Here is a 12031-nt window from a genome sequence, read left to right on the forward strand (position 1 = left end):
CGGGCGGCGGCCCGGGATAGCATCGTGGCTTCCGTGTCCGCGTGCTGAAAGGGGTGGCTTCGTCGCATGGGTAGGCGCAACCGAATTCGATGGTCGGTCACGGCCGTCCTGGCGCTCACGCCCCCGCTGGTCGTCGCGATGGCCGGGGTCCCCCCGACCACCACGCAGGCGCACGCCGATCCGTTCGCCGGCGCGCCGGGGGCGGGGGAGCCGTACTACCCGGAGGACGGCAACGGCGGCTACCGGGTCCAGCACTACGACGTCGCCATCTCCTACGACCCGCCCAGCCATCGGCTCGGCGGCACCGCGCGGCTCGACGCCGTCGGCACCCAGATCATGCGCGCGTTCAACCTCGACTTCGACGGGCCGGACGTGCGCCGCGTGACGGTGAACGGGCAGCCCGCCGAATTCGACCGCCACGGCGAGCACGAACTGACCGTGACCCCGGCCTTGCCGGTCCTGCCCGCGCTGCCGTTCACCGTGACGGTCGAATACGCCGGGGCCGCAACCCAACACGACGAGGGCGGCTGGACGTTCTCCCCCAGCGGCGGGGCGTTCGCCGCCGGGGAACCGCATTCGGCCGCCACCTGGTACCCGCTCAACGACACCGTCACCGACAAGGCCACCTTCGATCTGCGCGTGACGATCCCGAGCGAATGGCAGGCGGTGTCGAACGGCCTGCGCGTGCGCGACACGGTGGACGGCCCGAACCGCACGGTGGAATGGGCGTCCCGGCATCCCACGGCCGGCTACCTGACCACCGTGGCGATCGACCACTTCGACTTCCTCGACCAGCGTCGCGCCGACGGCACCCCGTTGATCAGCGCCTTCGCGCCGAAGGCCGGACGCGCCCGGGAACTGGAACAGCGCCTGCCCGAGGTGCTGGACTTCCTCGAATCCCTGTACGGCCGTTACCCGTTCGAGAGCGGCGGCGGCATCTACGTCGACACCGACCTGAACTTCTCGCTGGAGACCCAGACCCGGCCGATCTACGCGCCCTGGACGGATCTGAACACGGTCGTGCACGAGAACACCCACCAGTGGTGGGGCGATTCGGTGTCGGTGAAGCGGTGGTCCGACGTGTGCCTGAACGAATGCTTCGCCAGCTACACCGCGGACTACCTGTGGCCCGAACGCAAGGAGGGCGACGACGTCGACGCGCGGTACCGCAAGACGGTCGCGGAGAACCTCGACAATCCGAAGTTCTGGGAGATCCCGTTGCAGAACCCCGGCGCGGGAAGGGAATTCACCTCCGTGTACTACCGCGGCCCGCTGTTCCTGCACGCGCTGCGGCGCACCGTCGGCGACGCGGTGTTCTTCCCGGCCGTCCGGGACTTCGCGCAGGCGCACGCCTACGGCAACGTGTCGATGCCGGAGTTCCGGCAGTTCGTGCAGGCGCGCGCGGGCCGGGATCTGACCGGGTTCTTCGGCGCCTGGCTCGACCACGATACGGTGCCCGCGCCGGAGTACCTGTACCCCGGCTCGTTGCGCGCCTGACTCACGTCCGGTCCGGCAGCCGGGACCGGGCCTTGTCGGCCCAGCGTTCGACCCGGTCGAGTTGCCGTTCGGCCTTGTGCACGGCCTCCTGGGCCGACCGCTGGGCCGCCGCGGCGAAGCGGCGTCGTTCCTCGGCGCGGTCGAGTTCGGCGCGCAGGCCGCCGATGCGCGAATCCAGTTCGGCCAGTTCGGATTCGCGCTCGGTCAGCTCGGAGCGGGCGGAATCGATTGCCTCACGGGCGGATTCGAGCGCCGCGAGCGCGTCGTCGAGTTCCTGCCGGGCCGCCGCGTCGGGGTCGGCGGGCGGTTTCGTTTTCGCGTCGCCGGGCGCGCGCCGGGCAGCGGCGGCGTGGCCGGTGGGTCGTTCGGACTTCGCCCCGGCGGCGGGTTCGGGGGCCGAGGCCAGGGCGGGTCCGGCCGGGCCGAAGCCCTCGTAGTTGGCGGACGTGGTGAGGGTGCCGTCGCGAACCTGTTCGGCCACAGCGGAATCCGCCAGGGCCGCGTGCAGGGTCTGGCCGACCTCGCGCAGCACGGATTCGCCGAGTGAATGGCCGTGTTCCTCGGCGAGTCGACCGGCCTTGTGCGACAAGGCGTTCACCACCTGCTGGCGCTGGGTGGTGAGGGTGCGCAGCTCGTCGCCCGACAACCGGCGCTGGGCATCTTGCAGGGCCGCACCGAGATTCAGCAGCGCGCCCACCTCGTCGGTGGCCTCGCGGGCCAGCAGGTTGACCGCCCACGCCGCGACCGTGGGCTTGCGCAGTTTTCCGATCGCGGTCGCCAGTTTCCTGTCACCGGCCGCGCGGGCGGCCTTGACCTGGGCATCTCGTGCCCGCACGAATTCGCCGGGATCGATCCCGTAGAGCTCCCGGATGACGTCCTCGAGCCTCATGTTGCAGAGCGTAACGATCTCCCCGACGATATCGACACAGATCACGATGTACGCCTGGGCATTCGTCCAGCATTTTGCGAAAGGCTTCTTTGTGAACACCCTCGGCTTCCAGTTGCTCAACACCCTCGTGCCCAGCATCATCAACCACTCGCTCTGGGCGCTGTGGTCGCTGCGCGGGCTCTGATCGCGCGGGTCCGGCCGGCGCCGCTGGCGCTGGCGCTGATCGCCGCGGCGGTCGGCGGCTGCGCGGTCACCGGCCGTTCGGCCGCCGCCGGGGCCGCGGTCGGGGACTGTCTGGAGGTCACCGAGGGGGCGGTGAACCAGGCCCGCACCACGCCGGTCGACTGTGCCTCGGGCCGCGTGGTCTACACGGTCGTGTCGGCGTCGGATCGCAAGCGCGACTGCGGTCCCGAGTACTCCTCCTACGAGGAGACCGCCGCCGGGCAGACCACGGCCTTCCTCTGCCTGGCCCCGAATCTCAAGGCGGACAGCTGTTATCACCGCGATTCGGCCACCGGCTTCACCCTCGCCGACTGCACGGCCCCCGAGGCGACCGTCCGCGTGGTCGCCCGCTTCGACGGCCGCGCCGACCGCGCGCTCTGCGACCCGGCCGCGACCTATCTGACCCTCGCCGAACCGGCGACCACATTCTGTTTCGTCAACCCCCGCGCCTGAGGGGGCCGCGCGACTCGTGTGTCACTGCTCGACGAGCGCGACCGACGCGATGCGGTGCAGCGTGAAATGCCGGACCGCGCCCGTCACCGGGTCGAGGGCGTCCAACTGGCCCCCGGCCACCTGAAGGGGCTCGACGATGCGCTGGGTCGCCACGCCCTGGGCGTCCACGTAGCCGATGTGCACCGGCCGCCGGGTCCGGGCCGCGAGTTGCAGCAGCGCGAGGGTGGCCGCGGTGCCGGTGCGGGTGCCGTCGGAGCGGACCGACTGCCCGGGCCGGGCCTTGGCCGCCTTCTCCCCGGCGCGCAGCTCCGACACCAGCAACCGCAGCTGCTCGGCGCTGGGCGGGGTCGGCCGCCACGACTGACGGGGGTTGGGGCGCAACGGGATTCGCGCGCCGCGCGGGCGCAGATCCACGATGACACCGGCGGAGTCCTCACCCGCCGGGGCGAAACCCGCGCCGCGCAACGCCTCGAGCACATCGCCGAGCGGGGCCTGGGAGATGGCCACCGTCGGCGCGACCGCGCGCAGCGCCAGCCGATCCGCCACCGGCGCGGCCAGCACCTCGGCCAGCAGCGCCGGATCCTCGCTGCGCACGAACGACTGCGCCAGCCCCGCGCGCAACCGCCCGTGCCGCCGCGCCACGTCATCGATGAGATAGGTCAGCGACTGCGGCACCGGGGTCCGCGAGTGCGCGGTGAACAGCTGATGCAGCTCCGCGGCCGTGAGCCCGGCGTCCAGCGCCCGCCGCACCGAGGTCTCCGAGATCCGGTACACCGTTGCGGCCCCGGCGGATTCGACGTCGGCGACCAGCGCGACCCGCTGCTGTAGCTCCGGCACCAGCGGCCCCGGGGCGATCACGGTCATATCCGCCTGCACCAGAACGTGATCCACCGGTTCCGGCAGCGCGGACTCCATCTCGGCCTCGGCGTCGCCGAGCGCCTCGTGCAGCAGCGCCCGGCCCGCGGAGGTGAGCGCGCCCCGGCCGACGACGCCGAGCGCGGCGGCCTCGGCGAGGGTCTGCTCGATCGCCTCGACCCGGAAGTGCCTGCGCCAGCGCGGTTGTCGCCAGGCCAGCACGGTCGCGATATCGGCCGCGGACACCGCGGAGCCGGGCGGGTACGCGGCGAGCAGGTCCAGGATCGCGCGGCGGTCGCGCACCGCGTGCATATTGCGCAGCTCCAGCGACAGCGCGGCCAGCGGTTTGTCGTTGGCGTCGCGCAGGCCGATCATCCATGGGAAGCGGTCCAGTTCCAGCCAGGCGTGCGCGAGCACCACCCAGCGCCGAGCGGGCGGGCCCTCGAGCCAGCCGTCGGCCGAACCGGTGGGCGCCCAGAAGTCGTCGACGGCGTCCGCGTCCGGCGGGGGTTCGGGAATTCCCTTGTCCACCAGGCGCGCCGCGGCCAGCACCTCGGCGAGCAATCCGACGCGGGACTCCTCGATGCCGGTCTGCTTGGCGACCCGGCGCAGTTCGCGCACGCCGAGTCCGCCGGAGCGCAGCGCGGGGGCGGGCGCGTCGCCCAGCACCGCGAGGATGTCGCCGCAGTGCCGCAGCAGCTCGCCGACCTCGCCCGCGGCGGCGGCGTTCACATCGGCGACGGGATGTTCGGCCGGGCGCGGGTTCGGCCGGGTCAGCGCGTGCGGATCGGTCACCGGTTCGCGGCGCAGCACCTGGCCGACCGAGGGCGGGAGTTCGACGGTCTCCTCGTCGATCCACTCCAGCAGGCGCGCGGCCAGCAGGCGCTGGATCGGACGATCGGCGGGCGTGCCGGGGGCGGCGTCGCGGGTGCGCCCGCGCGGGCCGGTGGTCGCCAGCTTGTCCAGCAATGCCCGTTCCGCCGAACCGATCTCGGCCAGGGCCGCGCGAATCTCCGGTTCCGTCAAGGCGTCCGGAATGTCCGTGGTGCTGCCCAGCGGCCACGGCAGCGCGTCCTTGGCCGCCCCGGCGAGGAACAACTCCTCCTCGCCCCACACGAGCGCCCGCGCGGCGAGGCGGTCCACCGCCGCGTCGATCTCGGCGCCCGGCACCCGATCGCCGAGCAGTTCGCGCAGCCGTCGGCGCGGTAGGGGGGTCGCCGTGCGGCCGGGGAAACTCGCGCCGTGCACGGCCAGGGTCTCCACGACCGCGAAATCGAGGGTGTCCAGCTCGTCGGTGGCGCGCAGGACCGACGCCCGCTGTTCGGCCCGGGCCGCGAGCACCGCCATCGAACCCGGCAGCGGGACGGCCAGATCCGGGCGCAGTTCCAGCAGCGTCACCAGCTCCTCGTCGGTGCGGGTGGTCAGCCAGTCGGCCAGCGTGGTTTCGGCCGAGCCGGGCCGGGAGTCGGTCGTGGTCATCCCGTCCAGCGTACGGCCGGGTTTCGCGGCCCGCCGAGGTGTGTCGAACCTGTCGCGCTACCGGGTTGCCGCCGTGCCAGAATGACAGCGTGGTGAACAAATCGAAGAAACCCTACGTCGACAACGGCTGGCCGAAGCTGGACAACGGCGACCACGCCGTGACCGAGCTCTCGTCCGCCCGTTCCGGTGGGCTGTCGCCGTACGGCGAGGACACCGAGTTCCCGGTGCCGGCGGAAGAGGTGCCCTACGTGCACCCGCACACGGTCATCAATCGCTGACACGAAAGACGAAGAAGGCCCCCGTCTCCGAGAGGAGCGGGGGCCTTCTTCGATGTCGTGCAGAGCGCGGGGGCGCGGACTCAGTTGGGCAGCGCGCCCTTGTTCGCCTCGAAGAAGTTGACGACCGCCGGATCCAGCTTGGCGCCACTGGACTTGAACGCGTTGTAGGCGTCGAGCGCCTGCTGCGGCACGGCGAAGCCCTGGGACTGCGCGGCGGCGACGGCCTGGTCGACGGCCTGGAAGACCTCCTGCGTGCCGTCGGCGGGCGCCTGCGGCGCGGCGTCGGTCTGCGGGGTCCAGTGCGGGGTGGTGGCGGCGGGAGCGGTGCGCTCGGTCGGTCCGCTGTGCAGGCCCAGGTGCGAGGAGCAGGACGGCCACGCGCCCCAGCCCTGGCTGGCGAGCACGCGCTCGGCCACGGTGATCTGCTGCTCGCGGGTGGCCTGGTTGGCGGAGGCGGCGTACTCGGTGCCGCCGTGCGCGGCCCAGGTGCTCTGCGAGAACTGCAGTCCGCCCTGGAATCCGTTGCCCGTGTTGATGCCCCAGTTGCCGCCGGACTCGCACTGCGCGAGCTTGTCCCAGTCGGAGTCGGGAGCGGCGGCCGCGTGTCCGGCGAGAGCCACACCGGCACCGCCCATGATCGCGGTGGAGACGGCGACCTTGGCTACCGTGCGGCCGGTGTTGGTCGGCTTGCGATGGCGTCCACTCATATCGGGTGTCTCCCTCTCATACGCACCTGCGAGTGAGCTCGGTCCCGGGACTGCTCCCGGCTGGATAGAACGGTACGACGATCGCCGGGAAAAATCACTATTTGGTAACCGGCGCGTGCCCGTGGGTCACGGTCTGGCGCAACATCTTCCGCAACCCCGTCTGCGCAGGTAATAGGGGTTCGTCCGCGAGCGGCGGCCGCCGTGATCACCCTGTGATCTTACCGTGATGTGACGAGAATCACAGAGGCGCCGGGATAACGAACCGGGCGAACGGTGTTGTCAACGCGCCCGGCGGCCGGACCACAGCGCGAACGCGATCGCCAGCAACAGCCCCAGCGGGGTGGCGGCCATCGCGAGGAGATACAGCCACAGCGCGGGTTCGGCGTCGCTCACGAGCGGGACGACGAAGATGGCCACGATCGCCAGCAGGCCGATCGCGAACAGGCCGAGCGCGGCGAGCAGCAGCGGCTGGCGGGGACGTCGGGGCGCGGGGTTCGGCGCGGAATCGGGCACGGGTGCACCGTAAAACTGATGTGCTCGGTGCATCGGCACCGGGGTAGACTCGAAGACATCGCGTCCTGCATACCTGTGGGGCGCGTTCTTTTCGCGAGCAGAAAGGTTCCGGGGCACACCCGGGGCCCATGGTTGTGTCCGGGCGGTTCCGGGCATCGATGACGAACGGGTGAGCGCAGTGCCGACCGGCAAGGTGAAGTGGTACGACGTCGAGAAGGGCTTCGGCTTCCTTTCCCAGGATGAGGGCGAGGACGTCTATGTTCGGTCGTCCGCGTTGCCCAAGGGTGTCGAGGCGCTGAAGCCCGGGCAACGAGTGGAATTCGGGATGGCCGCGGGCCGCCGCGGACCCCAGGCGCTGAGCCTGAAGCTGCTCGAGCCGCCGCCCTCGGTGCGAGGTGGCCAGGGCCGCAAGGAAACTCCCGCCGCCCAGCCCCGCAAGTCCCCCGACGACCTGCACGGCCTGATCGAGGACATGATCAACCTGCTGGAGGCCACGGTCCAACCCGACCTCCGCAAGGGCAAGTACCCCGACCGCAAGACGGCCCAGCGCATCGCGGAGGTCGTGCGCGGCGTGGCCCGGGAATTGGACCACTGAACCCCGAATCCGCTACGCCGTCTTGATCGACCACGCCTGGTAGGGGGCCAAGCCCTCGTTCCCGGCCTGGTCGCGGACGGGCACGAGCAGTTCGACCTCGAGGCCGCCCAGGCGCAGACCGGGTTCGGGCAGCGAATTCACCGTCACCGCACGGGTTTCCGCGGGGTAGTCGCGGTAGGTGAGCAATCGCGGTTCGGGGGTGCCGTCCGGGCGTAGGTACGTCGCGCGAATCGCCCAGGGCGCCTGGGCGATCTCGAGCGGCAGCGACAGCTGCACCGGATATCCGGGCGGGGTCTCCAGGGCCACGCTCTCGGCGCTTTCCGGGCGGCAGTTCAGGCCGAGGCCGCCGTCCGCGTCGGACCGCGTCACCGTGCAGTACCGATAGGGGGCGACCGTGACGGTCCGGCCGTGCGCGTACGCGGTGACCGTCGGCTCCTTGTCGCCCGCGTGCCGCACGGCCACGATCACCACCGCGGCGACGGCCACGAGCACCACCAGCACCCCGGCGGCGGAGAGCGCGAGGGCGAGACGGGTTTTCGGCTTCACTGGGGCGGGTTTCCTGTCGCTTGTCGAACTTCTTCCGGTTCCGCGTGCTGCGGGCGATTGCCGCCCAGACCGGGCAGCAGCGAATGCCCACGGTAACTCACCGTGGTTTGCAGCAGTCCGACCGCCAGGACCGCGGTGACCACCGCGAAGCCCTTCCAGTAGTCGGTCGGCAGCAGCACGCCCCCGGCCCCGCCGATCACCCACGACAGCTGGAGCACGGTCTCGGAGCGACCGAAGCCGGAGGCGATCGACTCCGGCGGCAGGTCGTCCTGGATCGAGGCGTCCAGCGACACCTTCGCCAGCGCGCTCGCCCCGGCGGCCACGAGGGTCGCCGCCGCCGCGCCCAGCAGATTGTCCAGGAACGCGGCGACCAGCGCGACCGCGGCGCAGCTTGCCGTGCAGCCCAATACGATCAGGGCCGGGCGGCCCAGTTTCAACCGCGCGCCGGTGGCATTGCCGACGAAGTTGCCGATAGCCGCCGACGCGCCGACCACGCCCAGCATCGCGGCCTGCTGCACGGGCCGATGCTCGGTCGCCTTGGCCACGAACGCGATGTAGAAGGTGAGGAATCCGGTGAGCACCCGAATCGAGCTGTTGCCCCACAACCCCGTCACCACCGAACGGCCCAGCGGCTGACGGCGTTTGCCGGGTTTGCCGGTCGGGGGCGGGGTCTCGGGCAGTACCTGCGTGCGGGCCTCGCCGCCGTGATAGCCGAGCGTGGCGGGCACCTCGCCCTCGGTGACCTCCACCCAGGACGGAATCCGCAGGCTCAGATACGTTCCGCCGCAGGCGATCAGCGCGGCGAACACCAGGGCCCCCATCGAACCGGTGACCGCGGCGATCAGACCCGCGACCGCGCCCGCCCCCAACGTCCCGCCCACCAGGCCGAACACGGTGAGCCGGGAGTTGGTGCGCACCAGATCGATTCCCGGCGGCAGCACGCGCGGCGTGACCGCGCTCTTGAGCACCGCGAAGGACTTGCTGAGGATCATCATGCACAGCGCGAGCGGATACAGCGCCCAGGTGTCGAAGCTGAAGATCAGCACCAGCGCCACCACCACCCGGATCGCGAACGATCCGGCCAGCGCCAGGCGGCGACCTCGTTGCAGCCGGTCGAGCATGGGCCCGATCAGCGGCGCGATCACCGCGAAGGGGGCGATCGTGATCAACAGGTACAGCGCCACCTTCGATTTCGACTCCGCGGTGGCGCTGGCGAAGAACAGCGTATTGGCCAGGGCCACCGCGATCGCCGCGTCCAGCGCGAAGTTGGCCATGGTCGCGTAGACCAGCGCGGTCAGCCCGGACCGGTCCGCGCCGTCGGCCTTGGCCGCGCGCTGGAAGGTCTGGAAACCCTTCTCGGTCAGCTCGATGCTGCGCATGGCCACGACGCGGGTCACGGTGAGCTTGCGCGGGACGCGTTGGCGGCCGGACGTTTCGGCGGGCTGCTCGACGGTGGGCTCCGCGAGGGTGGGCGCGGGTTCGGGCGGCGGTCGCCGATCGCGGTTCGCCATGAACTCCGGCACCTCCGGCTCGACGCCGCGCCGCGGCAACGGGGGTAGCCGGTGTTGTGCCGCGGGGTTGGGCGGCGGATAGCGATCGTAGCCGGGGTGACGCGGGGTGAGCGGATGGTCCTCGCCGCCCCACCGACCAGGCTCGGTACCGGAGGGTTCACGGGAGGCAGTCACAGTATCGATTCTCTCGCAGGTTGTCGGGTGAGGAGGCGCAGGTCCGCGGTTCGGTCATGCCCGGACGAACCGTACTTCGAACATTGTCGGCCAGTTCTTGCCGGTGACGAGGAAGCGATCGGTGCCGGGGAGTTGCGCGATGCCGTTGAGGACGTCGGCCCCGGCGCGTTCGGTGGCCGACAGCAGGCCGCTCGCGTCGATGTCGGCGAGGACCGCGCCGGTGTCGGGATCGATGCGCAGGATGTGGTCGGTCTTCCAGACGTTGGCGTACACCGAACCGTCCGCGGCGCAATCCAATTCGTTGAGTCGGGCCTGGTCGTGGCCGCTGACGCGCACCGAACCGGTGGCGGCGAAGGTGACCGGATCGCGGAAGGTGAGGGTGGTGCCGCCGTCGCTCATGACGAGGCGATCGCGGCGGGTGCACAGGCCCCAGCCCTCGCCGTCGTAGTGGGCGCGGGCGCGTTCGGCCAGGGTGCGCGGGTCGCGGGCGATGGCGACGCCGTCCTTCCACGTGATCTGCCACACGGTGTCGCCCGCCTCGGTGACGCCCTCGCCGAAGTACGGGGGCGGGAGTTCGACCCGGGCGAGTCGCTCGTCGGTGGTGAGCGAGGTGGCGCGCAGCTCGGATCGGCCGACCAGTCCGGTGCTCTCGTAGAGCACGTCGCCGTCGATCTCCAGGCCCTCGGTGAAGGCGGCGGTGTCGTGCGGGCGGGTGCTGACCACCTCGACGCGGTAGCGCGGCGTGTCGTCGGTGTTCGCGCAGCCCGCGGTGGTCGTGGACACGGCCGTCGCCAGCAAGATCACACCAGTCGCGGCCCACGAACGAGGTTTGGCTGCCATACGGCAAAATGTAGGACGTGAGCGCAGTTTCTGTTTCCGAGTCCGGTGTGCGACCGATCCTCGCGGAGGCGGTCGAGCTGGCTCGCCGTGCGCTCCTCGAGCTGCAACCGACCGGTGTGGGCGAGCATCTGGGGGTCACCGCCGAGGACGAATGCGCGGCCACCCATCACTTCCGGGCCACGCTGCCCGGCTATCGCGGGTGGCAGTGGGCCGTGGTGGTCGCCGCCCCGCCGGAGGCCGAGTACGCGACGGTCAGCGAGTCCGCGCTGCTGCCCGGGCCCGACGCCCTCGTCGCCCCCGACTTCGTGCCGTGGGATCAGCGGGTGCGCCCGGGGGATCTCGCGCCCGGCGATCTGCTCGCCCCGCCCGCCGACGATCCGCGCCTGGTGCCCGGATACGTGGTCACCGACGATCCGGTGGTCGACGACGTCGCCGAGGAGATCGGCCTGGGCCGCCCGCAGGTGCTCAGCCGCGAGGGCCGCGCCGAGGCCGCCGAGCGCTGGTACGCCGAATACGGCCCCGATACCGATATGGCCCGCTCGGCCCCCTCGACCTGCGGCGTCTGCGGCTTCTTCGTCCCCCTCGCCGGAGCCCTGCGCGCCGCCTTCGGCGTCTGCGCCAACGCCATGGGCGCCGACGGCCACGTCGTCCACACCGAGTACGGCTGCGGCGCCCACTCCGACACCACCCTCCCCACCGGCGGCGGCTCCCCCCTCTACGAGGCCTACGACGACGCCTCCGTCGAACTCATCCCCACCGCCGACCTCCGCCCCGAAGCCCCCACTCCCGAGTCGGCGAATACGCCCGCGCCCGAAGCGAATTCGACAGCAGAGGTTGCGCCCGAGGCCGAGGCACTCCGGGCGGAAGGGTCTGCGCCCGAGGCAACGGACGCGCCGGTAGCCGAGGAGCCTTCGCCCGAGGCGGCTCCGGTGGCGGAAACCACGCCCGAGTCGGCGAACGTGCCCGCGCCCGAGGCGGATTCGGCCGAAGTGATCGCGGCCGAGGCAGAGGCGGCCCCCGCGGAAGGGGCTACCCCCGAGGCGACGAATGCGCCCGTGGCCGAAGACGCTTCGGCCGAGCGGGTTGCGTCCGAGGGAGAGGGTTCGCCCGAGACCGAGGCGGCCCCGGCGGAAGGGGCCGCGCCCGAGGCGACGAATGCGCCCTTGGCCGAGGAGCCTTCGCCCGAGCAGGGTGCGGCCGGGGGAGAGGATGCGCCCGTGGCCGAGGTGGCCCCGGCGGAGGAGGCCACGCCCGAGGCGGTGGATGCGCCTGTGGCCGAGGCGGGTTCCGGCGAGCAGGTCGCGGCGGAGGATTCCGGGACCGACGAGGCGGAAGAGGTTGCGTTGCAGCCGATGTTGACCGCCGAGGCGATCGAGGAGGGGGCGGGGCACTATCACGATGCCTGGGCGGTGTCGGCGGTTCGGGTGGAGCCGGGGGAGCGGCCCGGGGCGGCGGACGAGGACTGAGCGCGC

General features: G+C 71.7%; 12 protein-coding genes. 5 read left to right on the forward strand and 7 right to left on the reverse strand.

Annotation, left to right across the window (positions count from 1 at the left end):
- Nucleotides 1-66: 66 nt before the first annotated feature.
- Complete coding sequence (locus tag ACFYTQ_RS28805; RefSeq protein WP_387367775.1) at nucleotides 67-1497, forward strand: M1 family metallopeptidase; 1431 nt, start codon at nucleotides 67-69, stop codon at nucleotides 1495-1497.
- 1 nt (nucleotide 1498) lies between these two features.
- Here the strand turns inward: ACFYTQ_RS28805 and ACFYTQ_RS28810 are convergent, their stop codons facing one another.
- Nucleotides 1499-2386 carry a hypothetical protein gene (locus ACFYTQ_RS28810; protein ID WP_387367778.1) on the reverse strand — a complete coding sequence of 296 codons (888 nt, stop codon included), beginning with the start codon at nucleotides 2384-2386 and terminating at the stop codon, nucleotides 1499-1501.
- 162 nt (nucleotides 2387-2548) lie between these two features.
- Here ACFYTQ_RS28810 and ACFYTQ_RS28815 point away from each other — a divergent pair, with 162 nt between their 5' ends.
- Nucleotides 2549-3061 (forward strand): hypothetical protein, encoded by a 513-nt coding sequence (locus ACFYTQ_RS28815; protein ID WP_387367781.1) that lies wholly within the window; start codon nucleotides 2549-2551, stop codon nucleotides 3059-3061.
- Between the two features lie 21 nt (nucleotides 3062-3082).
- On the opposite strand, the gene ACFYTQ_RS28820 is transcribed toward ACFYTQ_RS28815, so the two are convergent.
- The gene (locus ACFYTQ_RS28820; RefSeq protein WP_387367784.1) at nucleotides 3083-5395 is read right to left on the reverse strand and encodes a helicase-associated domain-containing protein; all 2313 of its coding nucleotides are present in this window, start codon (nucleotides 5393-5395) and stop codon (nucleotides 3083-3085) included.
- An 89-nt stretch (nucleotides 5396-5484) separates the two neighbouring features.
- Between ACFYTQ_RS28820 and ACFYTQ_RS28825 the strand changes: the two genes are divergently transcribed.
- Nucleotides 5485-5673 carry a hypothetical protein gene (locus tag ACFYTQ_RS28825; protein WP_387367787.1) on the forward strand — a complete coding sequence of 63 codons (189 nt, stop codon included), beginning with the start codon at nucleotides 5485-5487 and terminating at the stop codon, nucleotides 5671-5673.
- Nucleotides 5674-5753: 80 nt separating this feature from the next.
- Here the strand turns inward: ACFYTQ_RS28825 and ACFYTQ_RS28830 are convergent, their stop codons facing one another.
- Nucleotides 5754-6380 carry a transglycosylase family protein gene (locus ACFYTQ_RS28830; RefSeq protein ID WP_387367790.1) on the reverse strand — a complete coding sequence of 209 codons (627 nt, stop codon included), beginning with the start codon at nucleotides 6378-6380 and terminating at the stop codon, nucleotides 5754-5756.
- 279 nt (nucleotides 6381-6659) lie between these two features.
- Complete coding sequence (locus ACFYTQ_RS28835; RefSeq protein ID WP_387367793.1) at nucleotides 6660-6893, reverse strand: hypothetical protein; 234 nt, start codon at nucleotides 6891-6893, stop codon at nucleotides 6660-6662.
- A 178-nt stretch (nucleotides 6894-7071) separates the two neighbouring features.
- Here ACFYTQ_RS28835 and ACFYTQ_RS28840 point away from each other — a divergent pair, with 178 nt between their 5' ends.
- Entirely contained in the window at nucleotides 7072-7488 is a 417-nt protein-coding gene (locus tag ACFYTQ_RS28840; protein WP_387368044.1) for a cold-shock protein, read from the forward strand.
- A gap of 12 nt (nucleotides 7489-7500) precedes the next feature.
- Here ACFYTQ_RS28840 and ACFYTQ_RS28845 read toward each other — a convergent pair whose 3' ends face one another.
- From ACFYTQ_RS28845 to ACFYTQ_RS28855, 3 genes are read right to left on the reverse strand one after another with little or no spacing between them, the layout of a single operon-like run.
- Nucleotides 7501-8034: a DUF2771 domain-containing protein gene (locus ACFYTQ_RS28845; protein WP_387367796.1), complete on the reverse strand. Its 534-nt coding sequence runs from the start codon at nucleotides 8032-8034 to the stop codon at nucleotides 7501-7503.
- Complete coding sequence (locus ACFYTQ_RS28850; protein WP_387367799.1) at nucleotides 8031-9719, reverse strand: MFS transporter; 1689 nt, start codon at nucleotides 9717-9719, stop codon at nucleotides 8031-8033. The genes ACFYTQ_RS28845 and ACFYTQ_RS28850 overlap by 4 nt, the downstream gene beginning before the upstream one ends.
- 54 nt (nucleotides 9720-9773) lie before the next feature.
- On the reverse strand, nucleotides 9774-10559 hold the full coding sequence (locus tag ACFYTQ_RS28855; protein WP_387367802.1) for a glutaminyl-peptide cyclotransferase: 786 nt from the start codon (nucleotides 10557-10559) through the stop codon (nucleotides 9774-9776).
- A 17-nt stretch (nucleotides 10560-10576) separates the two neighbouring features.
- On the opposite strand from ACFYTQ_RS28855, the gene ACFYTQ_RS28860 reads away from it, so the two are divergent.
- A complete protein-coding gene (locus ACFYTQ_RS28860; RefSeq protein WP_387367805.1) occupies nucleotides 10577-12025 on the forward strand; it encodes a DUF3027 domain-containing protein in 1449 nt (482 codons plus the stop codon).
- Nucleotides 12026-12031: the final 6 nt, after the last annotated feature.

Origin of the sequence: Nocardia sp. NPDC004068 (genome assembly GCF_042874315.1) — a bacterium.
In the GTDB taxonomy this organism is placed as follows: domain Bacteria; phylum Actinomycetota; class Actinomycetes; order Mycobacteriales; family Mycobacteriaceae; genus Nocardia.

Excerpts from the sequence above, each read along its gene's own strand:
- ACFYTQ_RS28820 (WP_387367784.1), bottom strand. The coding sequence starts at position 5,395 with ATGACCACGACCGACTCCCGGCCCGGCTCGGCCGAAACCACGCTGGCC.
- ACFYTQ_RS28810 (WP_387367778.1), bottom strand. The coding sequence starts at position 2,386 with ATGAGGCTCGAGGACGTCATCCGGGAGCTCTACGGGATCGATCCCGGC.
- ACFYTQ_RS28830 (WP_387367790.1), bottom strand. The coding sequence starts at position 6,380 with ATGAGTGGACGCCATCGCAAGCCGACCAACACCGGCCGCACGGTAGCC.
- ACFYTQ_RS28805 (WP_387367775.1), top strand. The coding sequence starts at position 67 with ATGGGTAGGCGCAACCGAATTCGATGGTCGGTCACGGCCGTCCTGGCG.
- ACFYTQ_RS28855 (WP_387367802.1), bottom strand. The coding sequence starts at position 10,559 with ATGGCAGCCAAACCTCGTTCGTGGGCCGCGACTGGTGTGATCTTGCTG.